The 13633-nt window shown below is 61.1% G+C and carries 13 protein-coding genes and 1 tRNA gene; 7 read left to right on the top strand and 7 right to left on the bottom strand.

From position 1 onward, the window contains the following. Positions 1 to 38: 38 nt before the first annotated feature. From NKH28_RS14975 to NKH28_RS14955, 5 genes are all read right to left on the bottom strand, one after another. Entirely contained in the window at positions 39 to 593 is a 555-nt protein-coding gene (locus tag NKH28_RS14975) for a 3'-5' exonuclease (protein WP_352798101.1), read from the bottom strand. Continuing rightward, positions 590 to 1759: a hypothetical protein gene (locus tag NKH28_RS14970; protein ID WP_352798103.1), complete on the bottom strand. Its 1170-nt coding sequence runs from the start codon at positions 1757 to 1759 to the stop codon at positions 590 to 592. Before NKH28_RS14970 ends, NKH28_RS14975 begins: the two co-directional genes overlap by 4 nt. Beyond that, positions 1756 to 2580 (bottom strand): ATP-binding protein, encoded by an 825-nt coding sequence (locus NKH28_RS14965; RefSeq protein ID WP_352979379.1) that lies wholly within the window; start codon positions 2578 to 2580, stop codon positions 1756 to 1758. The genes NKH28_RS14970 and NKH28_RS14965 overlap by 4 nt, the downstream gene beginning before the upstream one ends. Before the next feature lie 68 nt (positions 2581 to 2648). Continuing rightward, the gene (locus NKH28_RS14960; RefSeq protein WP_352937898.1) at positions 2649 to 3149 is read right to left on the bottom strand and encodes an HORMA-1 domain-containing protein; all 501 of its coding nucleotides are present in this window, start codon (positions 3147 to 3149) and stop codon (positions 2649 to 2651) included. Between the two features lies 1 nt (position 3150). Then, complete coding sequence (locus NKH28_RS14955) at positions 3151 to 4095, bottom strand: CBASS oligonucleotide cyclase (protein WP_352979377.1); 945 nt, start codon at positions 4093 to 4095, stop codon at positions 3151 to 3153. 205 nt (positions 4096 to 4300) lie between these two features. On the opposite strand from NKH28_RS14955, the gene NKH28_RS14950 reads away from it, so the two are divergent. From NKH28_RS14950 to NKH28_RS14920, 7 genes are all read left to right on the top strand, one after another. Further along, positions 4301 to 5365 carry a helix-turn-helix domain-containing protein gene (locus tag NKH28_RS14950; RefSeq protein WP_352979375.1) on the top strand — a complete coding sequence of 355 codons (1065 nt, stop codon included), beginning with the start codon at positions 4301 to 4303 and terminating at the stop codon, positions 5363 to 5365. Between the two features lie 3 nt (positions 5366 to 5368). Next, positions 5369 to 5860, top strand: a complete 492-nt coding sequence (locus NKH28_RS14945; protein WP_352979373.1) for a PIN domain-containing protein — start codon at positions 5369 to 5371, stop codon at positions 5858 to 5860. 206 nt (positions 5861 to 6066) lie between these two features. After that, complete coding sequence (locus NKH28_RS14940; RefSeq protein ID WP_352979371.1) at positions 6067 to 8034, top strand: ATP-dependent nuclease; 1968 nt, start codon at positions 6067 to 6069, stop codon at positions 8032 to 8034. Positions 8035 to 8036: 2 nt separating this feature from the next. Beyond that, positions 8037 to 9920, top strand: coding sequence for a UvrD-helicase domain-containing protein (locus NKH28_RS14935; protein ID WP_352979369.1), 1884 nt, complete (start codon positions 8037 to 8039; stop codon positions 9918 to 9920). Next, positions 9917 to 11257, top strand: a complete 1341-nt coding sequence (locus NKH28_RS14930) for an AbiJ-related protein (protein ID WP_352979367.1) — start codon at positions 9917 to 9919, stop codon at positions 11255 to 11257. Before NKH28_RS14935 ends, NKH28_RS14930 begins: the two co-directional genes overlap by 4 nt. Positions 11258 to 11278: 21 nt before the next feature. Further along, a complete protein-coding gene (locus NKH28_RS14925; RefSeq protein ID WP_352979365.1) occupies positions 11279 to 11665 on the top strand; it encodes a hypothetical protein in 387 nt (128 codons plus the stop codon). Positions 11666 to 11734: 69 nt separating this feature from the next. After that, positions 11735 to 12529: a DUF4427 domain-containing protein gene (locus NKH28_RS14920; RefSeq protein WP_352979363.1), complete on the top strand. Its 795-nt coding sequence runs from the start codon at positions 11735 to 11737 to the stop codon at positions 12527 to 12529. Positions 12530 to 12721: 192 nt separating this feature from the next. On the opposite strand, the gene NKH28_RS14915 is transcribed toward NKH28_RS14920, so the two are convergent. Continuing rightward, complete coding sequence (locus NKH28_RS14915; protein WP_352979361.1) at positions 12722 to 13000, bottom strand: hypothetical protein; 279 nt, start codon at positions 12998 to 13000, stop codon at positions 12722 to 12724. 473 nt (positions 13001 to 13473) lie between these two features. After that, positions 13474 to 13549: transfer RNA gene (locus NKH28_RS14910), tRNA-Ile, on the bottom strand. Positions 13550 to 13633: the final 84 nt, after the last annotated feature.

The following is a 13633-nucleotide window of genomic DNA, read 5'->3' as shown; positions in this document are numbered from 1 at the left end:
CTGTTGGCGGCCGCTAGCTTTACGCCGACATCTCGCTGTCATCTCGTCTTGATGAGCTTGGACCAAATCAGCCGGAAGATTTCGGCCTGATATAAAGCGTCGCTGAGAGCATCGTGCGTGCCAGTCAACGCGGGTTTCATCCTTTCAGCGATCTTGCTTGAACGCGTATCGGCCCATGAGCAGCCTGTTGCCCCCATGTAAAGCGCTTTGACGTCTAGCGCAGTGAATCCGAACGGATTGCCGGCTTCAAACCGGTGGAAATAGTAATTCACGAACGACCAGTCGAACGGAGCATTGAATCCCACGAAGACCGGCGTGCCATTCCGACCTGCAATGCCAGAGAGCCACTTTGCAAAAGCACCCATGGCTTCCGTTGGCGCAAGCCCTGTTCGCCCTAGTTCGTCGAGAGAAAAACCGCTCACCTCCAGGGCCTTGGGATCGAAATTTCCGTTGATCGGCTTCAGCTCGCACGCGAAAGTCTGTTCAGGCTCGAAGATCGAGCAGGCCCCAATCGATAACAAGCTGAACTCGCCGGGAATTGGGCCTGCCGTCTCGACGTCAACCGAAACGAAAACTTCGCGCTTGCCGCTCATGAGATCAGTGGCTCCGCCGGAACGAGGGAGGGTCGGTTGCGGATCGCCTGCCAGTGCTCCCGGAACGCCCGCCGCCTGTCTTCCGCCGCGCCGGTCGTCTTCCAGTGGAGACCCGAAAACGTCGTGATATCAAAAGGCAGGCTTGCCCCTTCGCGCACCATCACCATGGTCGGCAGGCCGCGCCCCAGGGCATAGCCTAGCTCAAGGAAGCAATTCGGACGAGCGCCGGTAATATCTGCCAGAACGACGCTACTGCGATGGAGCTTGGCAAATATCTCCTGGTCGATCCTCGAATACTCATACGCCTGACGGCCATCGATCACGACCAACCGGTATCCCAACTCATCCTCGACCACAGGCTGAACAACCATATCGAAAAAGGTCTGGACGTCAGCATAGTCAGGCAGGTCCGGGTTCAGGAGGCGGACGGCAAAAGCCCTCGGCCTCTCGAGCGATTCCAACAGCTCGACCAACACCGAGACGCGATCCGCAATCGACTGCCGCTGCGGGAAGCGGATCCTGTTGATCCAATCATGGGAATCCCCGTCCTGTTCAATCTGAAACAGGCGCCGACTCTGGTGGCTGCTCAACCCGAAGCTATAGAGGCGCCGCGCGCCTGTGGTCTCCGGGCAAAGCGCCAGATTGAGCGGTATGACCGGTTTCCCCGCATCGTGGTACAAGTTGGCGAGGTAGAGCACGCCTTCTGCGCCGCCCAAGGCGACGAGGACGTCGCCGAAGCGGGCCTGTGCCTCCATGCGTTTGCTCGCCATATTCCAGTGCGCGGCATTCTCGATCTTCACCAGAGGTGAAGCGCGCAGTTCGTCCCACAGTTCAACATTGGCAACAGGGATTTGATCCTCGGTCTTGTGGTGCTGCACGGCAACGGCGAGCGGTCCCGGAACGCCGGACGGACGCAGCGTCCAATTGTCCTTGATCGCTTTCCAGATCAGCCAATCGAAGCAGATCGGCAGGCTGTCAACGTTGCGAATTGGTTCGGCATCCACTGGCACGACGAAATTTGCACCGCGTTTGACAAGTTCCCTCACCAAGCACGTGACGAGCTCCCTTGCAGCATTGACGTCGTGCGTCGGAGCGATCGCCCCGTCGTCGATGACGCTGCCGCTGATATGAATTCGGCGGCCGTACAAAGGAGAGCGCGCCATCATTTGTCCTCCATCACGGGCGACGCATGAAGCATCGCCGCCACCGACCTCAGGTGTTCGAAGCGCAGCGGCTCCTGCGGGTAGGCGTTGGCCAGGGCCGCGGGGTAGAGACGCGTGCGGATGTCCGAATACGTCCAGGACGGATGGCTTCCACGGGTCCCCGTCGCGGCTACCAGTTCAGAGATTTGCGCGGCAGGCAGGCCCAGCCCTCCCAGGTCCATTTGAAAGAGTTGGCGGCGCTCTTCCTCGGACGGACGCTTGAACTCCTCGATGATGGCGGCCCGCCGGCGCAGCGCAGCGTCGAGAACCGACAACCGGTTTGTGCAGAGAATCACGACGACACGTCCGCCATACTGGCGCAGATCGTCGACACCTTGGATCAATGTGTTCACTGCCACCTTGTCCTCGTGGTGGCTGTGGTCCTGCGAGCGGGAAGCGCCGAGGCTGTCCCCCTCGTCGATGATGAGGATAGCCCGGCGGCTCTTGCCGGCGGACTGGATCACCTTGCGAAAAGCCTCGGCGATAAGTGTCCCCATCTCGCCCACCATGCCGCTGCCGCGAACTCGGTTCGAGAGCTTGAAAAGGATCGAATCCTCGCTCTTCGCCTCAGCCACCAGCTTGTTGGCGATGCACTCAGCCATCGCCGTCTTGCCGGTCCCGACATCGCCATGGAAGATGACTAGCGGGTACTGCTCGGCGACGAGATCGCATATGGCAAGCTTGCCGCCGTGGTGCTTGCGGTTCCATTCAGCCAGCCCGCCCACATTGAGCAGCAGGCGAAGCTGATCATGGACACGGGCATAGCGTGTGTCGAAGCCCAGCAAGATTTTCTCCCGCTTGGCTAGCGCCTCGCTGGGGAGTGGTGTTTCGTTATCGAAGATGCTTGGCTGACTCACGCTGCCCAATCCTTTCTCTGCATTCCGTACGCATTGCTGGCATAGTTACGGCCGCCTGAAGACGTAAGGCTGGTATGGCTGGTGTCGTCGTAGGATGTGACCCAGCCGATCTTCAGCTTGCCCTTCATGGCCTCGCGCGCCGCGCTCGTGTACGCCTCGGTATAACCTAGGATCAGCCGCAGATGCGCCCCTGCCACCTTCGGCCAAAGCACACCGCCCGGCCGGCTCGTCGTCAGAGACCCGGCATCGGTATCGACGTCGAACCGAACGGCTTTCTGCTCAACGCCGTAGCTGAGCAACGTCACATCAACCCAGGCGAGGTAGCCGGCCTTGGCCAGCACCTCGACGTCATGGGCATAATCGGCAGCCTTGGCCGCCGTCCAAGCGCCGGTGCTATCACCGATCATGATCAGATCCGCCTTTACGCGGCGCACGACATTTTCGATGTCGACGACCGTGTAGGTGGCGCTGGCAGTGGCAGTCATGGTCTGGCTCATCTCAGTCCTCCGTCTTGAAGCGAGACCCGAAGATCTCTTTCCAGACCTCATTGTCGTTTTCAGCGGATGCGAAATTGGCGGCTTCCCAAGAGGCTTCCGCGGCTGCGACGATCTCCTTGCGCTCGGCTTCCGAAATCCGGCTGGTCACATTGTTGAGGCTATAGACCGGGTCGAGGATGATCACGGGATCGGAGAAGTTCCCGAACGGGGCGGTATTCTCGGGGAAGCTGATCTGCTCCTTGATACCCGACTGGGCGAGGTAGAGAAGGAAATTACGGAAACGCTGCTCGATGGTGGCGGAATTGCCCTGGGTCGCCAGCACATGGGCCATGATCAGCTCGATCGCGAAAGACTTGAGCGGCTTGATCTCGGCATGGTTTCGCCACTTCTTCGCCAGGCGCACCAGTGTCCGGAAATCGCTATCGGTGTTCTTCCGATCCCGCACGAACTTGATCTGGCAAGGCGCGCAGGTCTGGATCTTTGATCCGTCATGGATGTCGAACTGCCACCCATAGCCGGGCCGGTTCTCGTCCTCGATCACCGGCACGATGTCGACGCTCAGACCGGAACCGACGAAGGTCACGGTCGCGGCCTTGCGCTGGATCTCGAAATCCTCGACCGACTTGTTGGGGTAAATCTTGACCAGCAGGTCGTAGATCGTGTTGCTCAGAGTATCGAGCGTCTCTTTGCTCGCATCGCGGCCTGAGATGTAGAACACCACGTCGACGTCGACCGGATCGACGCTGGTCTTCCGCAGGATTGTGTATTTTGCGAAGGACCCTGCTTTCACGACCTTGGTGATCTTGATCTCGGTCTTGTCGCGGACGCTCTTGCACAACTCAGCGATCAGGCGATCGACCTGTTCGTGATATTCCTTCCGCTTGTCCGCGGGCAGGCGTAGGACGTTGTTGTCATAGTAGCGCAGTTCCGTATTGCTTAACGCCATTGCCTTTCCTTTCCGGTTGGGCGCCAATCCGTTGACCGCCGACAGGCGACCATTGTCTCGCGGCGCGCCGCCCCGGTTTACAAACTGGCCTTCAGCAACAGCGCTCATCTCAGTTAGGAACCCGTTTACCTCTTTTCAAGGGATTTTGGTTTACAAAATTGCGCTTATATCGTAGTTTTGGAAACTGGAATCGAAGGAGGCCACCATGATCGGAAGCAAACTCAAGGTTGCGCGATCGGCGTCGGGGCTGTCGCTACGCGCGCTCGCCGATGCCATGGACGGCATTGTCTCGGCCCAAGCCATTGGGAAGTACGAGAGAAACGAAGACATGCCGAGCTCGCGCGTGCTTATCGCGCTCGCAAAAGTGCTCGACGTTTCGGAGGAGTATCTCCTCAGCGATGACGAGATCGCCCTAGAAGGGGTGGACTTCAGGAAGAAGGTCGGAACGTCCTCCCGGGAAAAGGCCGTTCTCGAGGCACGCGCCATCCACATGCTGGAGCGTTATCTCGCCGTCGAGGATCTTCTCCAGATGCGAAGCGTCGAATGGGAGCAGCCACGAAGCGCTCCGCATCCCGTTGCGGACATCCGGGACGCCGAGGACGCGGCGCGCTCGGTGCGCGATGACTGGGGGCTCGGCAATGACCCTATCCCGCAACTCGCCGAATTGCTCGAGGAGCGTGGCATCAAGGTCCTGACGCTCGATCTCGATGATGTCGACGGGCTTGCCGCCAAAGTCCGGCGCAAAGATCGAGCGGCCGCGCGCGTGATCGTTATCAAGCGCAGCACGTGGTCGGAGCGCAAGCGCTTCAACCTCGCCCACGAACTCGGCCACATGGTCCTCGCGGCCGGCGAAGGCGTGGATGAGGAAAAGGCAGCACATCGCTTCGCTGGCGCCTTTTTGATGCCGGCCGACGTACTGCGCACCGAGGTCGGCGTCCATCGGTCTACGATCAGTATCGGGGAACTCGTCGCGCTGAAGAAGCGCTTTGGTGTGAGCATCCAGGCCCTCGCTTATCGATGCAAGGATTTGGGCATCATCAACCAGGCCGCCTTTGCTCGCCTCTTCAAGATATTTGCGGAGCGAGGGTGGAGGACGGCGCCTTTTGAGGAACCGGAGACGATGGAGCCGGAGCTGGAGGAACCCAAGCGCTTCGAGCGCCTCTGCTACCGGGCCCTCGCCGAAGGCGTGATCGGAGAATCCCGTGCTGCGGAACTGCTCGGCATATCCGTCCGCGAACTCGACGCCAGACTCGATCAGGTGGCGGCTTGATCAGTGTCGATTCTCGTTTCGGATACGTCTGTTCTGATTGATCTGGAGAGAGCGCAACTCCTCGAGGACACCTTTCGGCTGCCCTTTGAGTTCGCTGTGCCCGACCTTCTCTATGAAAGGGAATTAGCGGGCGCACTCGGTGACCAATTGGTGGCGTTGGGGCTGCGCGTCGAGGTCCTGACGCCCGCCGAGCTTAGCCGGGCGACCACGGTGCGGCGGCAGGACGCGCGTCTCTCGGTCCCGGACACGTTTGCTTTCGCCATAGCACAATCACGGCAATGGACGTTGCTCACCGGCGACGGCAGCCTGCGCGAGCTGGCCGTCGCCGAAGCGATCGACATGCATGGCGTGCTCTGGCTGTTCGACCAGTTCGCGGATGGCGATCATGTTCCCTTCCATCGCCTCCATAATGGCCTGAGCACCATCTTCGCCCATCCAAGATGCCGGCTGCCGGCGAACGAAGTGCGACGCCGGTTGGCTCGATTCGCCGAATGAGGTCAGCGTCATCACATATCGCCTGGTGAAGATCGTGGGCGCTCGCTCAACCGGTCCGCAGCGTTGCGGCTTGGGGCGAAAAGAAGCTGCGTCATGGTCTATGGATGCAGCGAACTGCAAGCTACAATAAACAATAAGTATTAGGGCAAATTTGCGTCTCAGCCATAGCAATCGAGCCGCACCGGACTGGGGGAGACTAAATCTGCATGTTCATCGAACGGCTCACTTTAAGTAATTTTCGGTGCTTTGGCCCAGACACGTTGACGATTGACCTTACGCACGGTCTCACAGCTTTTATCGGAGTGAATGGCGCGGGCAAAACCGCCGTCATGCAGGCGCTGCAGCGCCTGTTCGGCATTACCGGCGAGCAGCGACGGCTTCGGCGTCAGGATTTTCACGTTCCGTCAGCCGAAGTCGCCCCGCCTCTGCAACGAGGCCTGGTACTGGAAGCCATCGTGGCTTTCCCCGAACTCGATGCCGCCGGCGCTGGCGGAGCCGCCATCCCGGAATTCTTCCACCAAATGGCCGCTGACGAAGCCGGCAACCTGAAATGCCGCCTGCGCCTCGAGGCGACATGGACCGACGACGGATCGCTCGACGGAACGATCGAGCAGAAATACTGGGCGATCCGGACTTTCGGCGCCTACACCGAAGCAGACTGCACCGAACTCAAGGCGACCGATCGCGCCCGAATCCAGATGATCTACGTCCCCGCGACGCGCGATGGCGCCTCTCAGGTGACGGCCTTCCTGCGCGGCAGGCTCTGGCGCGCGATCAATTGGTCGCAGGGGGTCCGGGACACGTTTACCGAGGTAGGCACGACGCTTAACGGCGCGTTCGCGGGAGAGCCGGCGGTCGATGTAATCGCCGCAGCCGTTAGGCGACGATGGCAGGAGGTTCACACAGCCGGGACCGACACGACGCCGCTCTTCCGCCCGATCGACCTGCGTTTCCAAGAATTCATCCGCAAAGTCGAAGTGGTGTTCCGCCCCGACGCGGCTGGCCGGGAACGGGCTCTCGATGATCTCAGCGACGGGCAGCGATCCCTCTTCCATCTGGCGATGACGGCGGCGATCCTCGATGTCGAGGCCGGGATCATCGCCGATCCCGCCGCGGCGGGCTTTCAGGAAGGCGGCGTGCCGCTGCCGGCCTTGACCCTCATCGCCGTGGAGGAGCCCGAAAACAATCTCGCGCCCTTTTATCTCTCCCGCATTGTTCGCCAGATCAAGGATCTGACGCGAGGACCGCGCGCCCAAGCCGTCGTATCCAGTCACTCGCCGAGCATTCTCGCCAGAGTCGATCCGACCGAGGTCAGGCATTTCCGGCTCAACCCGGCTGATCGCACTGCACGAGTCCGTCCGACAAGCCTGCCGCCCGGCGATGAGGATGCGTCCAAGTTCGTCCGGGAGGCCGTGCGGACCTATCCCGAGCTCTACTTCGCGCGCTTTGTCGTGCTCGGCGAAGGCGCGTCCGAAGAGGTCGTTCTGCCGCGTCTCGCCGAGGCTATGGGCTTGGAGATCGACCGCTCCTTCGTCGCGGTGGTGCCGTTGGGCGGCCGGCATGTGAACCACCTCTGGCGGCTGCTGACCGACCTCGACATCCCCTACACGACCCTTCTCGATCTCGATTGGGGTCGTGCCGGCGGCGGATGGGGGCGGATCAAAACGGCATGCACGCAGTTGCTCGCCAATGGCGTTCCACCGCAGGCCATTTTCGGCCAGTATCTCAATCCTCAAGGTCCAGCGGCCAATCTGGCGGCCTTTGACGCCCTGCCGATCCAGGGTTTCGCGCAGATCACGCAATGGACCCAATGGCTGCGCCAGTTTCATGTCTACTTCTGCGGCCCGCTTGATCTCGATTATTCGATGCTCAAGGCCTTCCCGGCCGCCTATCAAGTTGTCGAGCCGGGACGACAAGGTCCGTCTCCGCAAGGCGAACCACGAACGGCGGTGCTTGGCGAAGACGGTCTGCCCCAGCTGTACCCTGCCGATCAGGATGGCCTGCTGCGTTGGTATCGCTATCTGTTTCTCGGCCGTGGCAAGCCAAGCACCCATGTCCGCGTTCTGAATGCCCAGGACGCGGCCGCTCTCGCGGCCGGCGCCCCTGAAGAATTGCGTGCTCTTCTGACCTCGATCGTCGCCCGCCTCACGCCCGCGGCTCCGGCAGGTGCCTGATCATGGGTCTTGTTCGTCCCGAGGACTGGTGCCCGCGTGGCATCAACGATCTCGAACCCGCAGCGTGGAATGCGCTCCGGCACGGCGGTTCGGCATGCGTGGTAGCCGGCCCCGGCGCCGGCAAGACCGAATTTCTGGCGCAACGCGCGGTCTATCTCCTCGAAACCGGAATCTGTCGTGCGCCGCACCGCTTACTGGCGATCTCATTCAAGACTGACGCTGCCAGCAATCTTGCCGCGCGCGTTCGGCAGCGCTGCCCTCCGGAGCTCGCCAACCGCTTCGTATCGCTCACGTTCGATTCATTCTGCAAGAGCCTTGTCGATCGATTTCTCAACGCCATCCCGGCCGATTGGCGCCCAACCCGGCCCTATGACATCGCGTTTCCCAAGCGGTGGCAGGTCGATCAGTTCCTGACGCTGTCACGCCTCAACGCGCCGCAGGAATGGCAGGCCGACATCGCCGCCTTCAGCGCAACGGACTTCGAAGCGCGGGTGGTCGGCGGCTATCGACTTCCCCTCGCGCCTCAGGCACCGCAAAACGCCGCAGAGTTCACCATCGCCCGATGGTGGGCGACGCAATTGCGGCCGAGCCATCCCTCCTCGCTGACTTTTGTCAGCATCAACCGTCTCGCCGAGCTCCTGCTCCGCGCCAATCCGCACATCCGTCGCGCGCTGATCGCCACCTACCCCTTTGTCTTCGTCGACGAATTCCAAGACACGACTTTCGCGCAATACGACTTCCTGCTCTCGGCCTTCGCCGGCGGACAGACCATCGTCACAGGTGTAGGCGACGACAAGCAGCGGATCATGATATTCGCCGGCGCTCGAAGCGATGCGTTTCAGCGCCTTGAAGTCGATTTCGGCGCAGCCCGCTTCCCTCTGCTCTTCAATTTCCGATCGTCGCCCGACCTTGTTGCCATCCAGCATGTCGTTGCGCGCGCGCTCGATCCAAATGCCGTTCCGACCGTTGCCCATGCGGTCCGCCAGGTCGATGGTGATGTGGCGCAAGTCTGGCGCAGCCAGACCAAAGCCGCCGAAGCCGCTCATCTCGCGCAATGGCTTGCCTATGACATGGCGGTCCGGGGACGATCGCCACGGGACTATGCGCTTCTCGTCAAGCAGAAATCCGATGATTACGAGCATGAACTCGCAGCACCTTTCGCCGCCCATGGCCTGCGCATCCGCAATGAGAGCCACGCTCTTGGGAAAACCTCGCTTCAGGATCTTCTCTCAGATGACCTCTGCCGCCTGGCGATAGCGATGTTCCGCCTCGGAGCGACACGCCGAGCGGCTGCGGCGTGGCAGTTGGCTTCGTCCGAAGTTCTGGCGCTCCGGGCGGTCACAGCCGACGACGACATCGGCGCGGCGAAGGTCGAGGCGGACCTGACCGCCTTCCTTGCCACGCTTCGCGCCGACATGGCGGCGACAGCTCCATCCCGGAATAGTGCCGCTGACTTCGCGACGCGGGTCTTTGAATATCTCGATCTGGCAGCCATCGCCCGGACCTATGCCGAATATGGCGTCGGTGACCTCCTCCAGATCATCCTTGAGGCCTTCTGCCTGCATTTCTTCGCGTCGGCCGATGGCGCCGCCGACTGGACCGCGTGTCTGGACGGCTTCGAGGGCGTCAACCAGATCCCGATGATGACCGTGCACAAGAGCAAGGGGCTGGAATATGACACGATCGTCTTCGTCGGCCTCGATGACCAAGCCTGGTGGGCGCACGTTCCCGGAGATCCCGAGGGAGTAGCTGCCTTCTTCGTCGCCCTCTCGCGCGCCAAGCAGCGGGCTATCTTCGCGTTCTGCCAGGAACGCGGTGCGCGAAATAACGTCGCCGAACTCTACCAGCTCCTCACCGATGCCGGCGTGCCGGAGATCGCCATATGAGCGCGGAACCCGATCTCAGCGAGCGGCTGGCGGAATACCTCAAGACACGCTCCACTCATGAGCAGATGCCGAGCGTGGCGGCCGTTGCCGGCATCACCGTCCCGCCGCAGGAGGACAACATCAGCAAGCGCGATCGAGCGCGGATCGGGCTGCAAGGGAAGACCGAGCACGAACTCGGCGAGATCGCGCGCAGGGTCGGAGCCCATTTCGGCGACTTCGGCCTGGAAGAGGCAGGCTGGGCTGTTCTGGAGAGGGATTCGCCCCGGATCACCGAGATCACCAGGCGCGATGTCGGCAAATGCTTCGGCGACGATCTGTCCGGCGAACAGAGCGTCGTCGAGCTTGTTCGGCGGCTGTTCCCGATGGGGCTTGTCGGCACGGGGTTTTTCTCGGCCCGAACTCTCGCGGACGAGATCGACCAGCATATGGTGCGCAACTTCGGCGACTGGAGCGTCGAATTTCTGTTCGAACAGATCGGCGCCCTCACCTGTTCACGCGACCGCTTTGCCCGCCTGATCGAGGCAGCGCTTCATCCCCTGGGGCGACGTGGACCCGTGCAGGTCGATCTTGTCACTTCGATCAACGCCGTACTGCGGCGCGACGGATATGAGCTGAAGGTCGACGGCGAGGAATCCGGCTATCCGCTCCATCGTCTCGCGCCCATCGCCCGTGGCGTGGCGGGTGCGCCCAAAAATCTGATCTTCGCCTCCAATGGCCCAAAGCCCGAGATCGGCTTCTCCGACGCCATCAACAATGACATCGTCATCCTCTCCAACGCCGCAAGCTGCCTGATCTATGATCGTCCGATCCGGCGTGACGGTCTGCTCTGGAGCGAGCTGGTCGAGTGGTGGCGAGCCCAGAGCCCGACGTCCGAGGACCCGGCCCGCGCGCTCGGTGAGCGATTGCACGCCTCGCTCGCCTCAGATGCCGAGCGCACCCTCTTCAGTACCTACTTCAAGCTCTACCGGTCACGCCTCGGCGACACCCTGCCGGCGCTCATCCCGCAGGTCTACCTCCATTACGATCCCGCCGTGGTGAAGCTTCTGCGCCATCGCTCCGGGCTTCGCCGGCAGCGTATGGATTTCCTGTTGCTGCTGCCTGGCCATCAGCGCGTCGTCATCGAAGTGGACGGATCGCAGCATTTCAGCGTCGAGGGGAAGCCCTCGCTCGCTCTTTACGCGGACATGGTCTCCGCCGATCGCGATCTTCGTCTGGGCGGCTACGAGATCTATCGCTTCGGATCGAACGAACTCGTAGGTGCCAATGCGTCAGCCGAAATCGAAGGCTTTTTCGATCGTCTCTGGGCGCTCCACAAACCAATGCCACTCAAATCCTGACGCCCGAGGTCGCCGCCCCTCATGAACAACAATGCCCGATATGATCTCTCCGACCGGCTCATCCACTTTTCCCGCCCGCTCGACACCCAGCATCCCGACACACCGACACTCCCCGAACATTGGGGCTTCTCCACGGTCGAGAATTTCGACGAACCGCTTTCGCCCTTCTTCCTGCTGCGCAACGCGGTGCGGCAGGGTCGGGTATGGGCCACCTGGTCCGTGCGCAGCGGCCGCCGCACGGTCTATGGTCCCGATCCCGCCGTCTGCTTCACGGAAATGCCGATAGCGGCCTTCGTCGAGGCCGGCCTCGCCCGCGCCGCAGCTGGCCAGGCCATGAGCCCCTATGGTCTTGTTCTGCCAAATCCGCCATGTTCCAACTCGGCGCCCGTCCCGTCATTTATGATTTGAGCGGCAATGTGAATGTGACGGACATGCCAGATGGCGCGCGCATGATTGCGAGCAGCCAGCTACCCCCCCTTGGCACAGTATCGCCATGTCACCTACAACCCTGTAAGTCCGAAGCCGATCGACTGGACCCATGAGCGGGAATGGCGCTGGCCCTTGCGAAATGCCCCTGCGCTCGACCCTAACGATCTGCCGCCCGATATCGATAACCTGCCCGGTCTGGAGCTCGATGGTCCGATCCTCAACGGGATCGGCGCCGTCGTCAAAACTGCCACGCAAGCCGAACGACTCATCTGCGACATTCTCACCCAGGTGGACCGTGGCGATGTCAACGAGCATCGTTATGAGTTCGTTCTCGCGCTCGACTCGATTGCGAGCATGGCCGATATCCGGGATCGGGAGGCGCTGGAGGACGCCATCGATGCCGGGCGCATTGATCTCGCACCCTATTTCGCGATCAGCAAAGACCGCGCCGAAGAGCTGTCCGAACAATTCCGTCAGTTGGTCAAAAGCGTCGAAGAGAAAGCGGGCCCGCCTGAATCTGGGGAAATTGGCGGTTGCTGGCTCTGGATCACCGACAACGAACATGAGATGACGCCAGCGCTGCTGAGGTACAATTTCGCGAGGGTGACGAAGGAAGGCAATTACATCGTTGAGCTCTATGAATATTCAGACTTGCGCAGCCTTGCCCAGCGGGAGGAGATGACCCTTAAACTGGCCGAGCGTTTGGAAGGCGAACACGGCGTCCATGCGACGTATTTTTCGGTGCTCGCGTCCGACGATCCCAACGGGGTCCCCTTATATAATGGCGACGAACTCGACAATCGAAAATACTATAATTTCAGCGATGACGCCGACGATTATTAAAGTCGTCGTGCATCAAAGTCGGATGGCGGGAACTCGGCTTTCCGTGTTCCCGATTACCGGGATTTCCGGAATGGGGAAAGCACCTCCTCTGGCCAGCACCGCGATCGCCGGCACACCGAGAGACCGATTGTGCGTACGGGGATGAAGATGAGGATTCCAACGGCCGAGATGCGACGCGTTTTGGACCTAAGACTATCTCGGTAGACTGATAATGAAGTCCCAGAGGCGTTTGTCGAGGAAGTCCTCGGGTCCGCCCTCCTGGGTACTCAGATTCAGCAGTGTCTTCAAGTTCGGAGCGCCCCGCGGCACGAGTTGGTTGACGGCGTTGCGACGGTCTCGACCGGCTCGCCGTTCCGGCGTCTTGACCGCGCGGAGGTTCGCTTCCTCTTCTCCCTCCGACACAACGAAGCCGTCCGAAAGCTCGATGACGCTCCTGACGATCGTCTGCGTCTTCGCAAGCACGCGCGGCACGATAAACCGTGCGCCGTCGGCCAGCTGCTAGATGGGCATCTCGACGAGGCCTAATGTGAAATGAAGGCCCGAATGACTCGTAGATATTCGGCGATCGTCTCCACTCGGATACCGTCACCCACAATCAGGAGCAGGAACCGCCTTCGCCTTAGGTTCAGCGTCAGCGGGCAAGTGGTGCGACGAGGCTGGACTCCCGAATTGTAGCGCATACGGCATCCGAAAGGCAGGGGCTACGGTCGCAGCGGAAAACGGCGACGCACGAGCAGCTGAAGGTAATATACGACTGGACTACTTACCAGCACCCGGACCATTAGATCCGGAAAGCGCGCCGTCAGAAGGTCGCGCAGTCCGCCCGCACACTTCTGATTTTCGCTCGAAACGAGAACGAAATTGTCCCACTTTCTGAGGGGGTTGAAAGAGGTGGGACAAAAATGGCCAAAAAATCCAATTAAATCAAGAGCCACAATAGCCGATGGTGGGCCCGGAGGGACTCGAACCCCCAACCAAGCGGTTATGAGCCGCCGGCTCTAACCATTGAGCTACAGGCCCCACGGCGCTGGATTAGTGTTTTTCCCTGAACCGCACAAGGCTTTCCGAGGGCTTTCCGAGCAGGCGTTCCAAGGGGGCTGGCAG

Source organism: Mesorhizobium sp. M1227, assembly GCF_040318315.1.
Lineage (GTDB): Bacteria > Pseudomonadota > Alphaproteobacteria > Rhizobiales > Rhizobiaceae > Mesorhizobium.
This window is presented reverse-complemented; position numbering and strand designations above follow the sequence as displayed.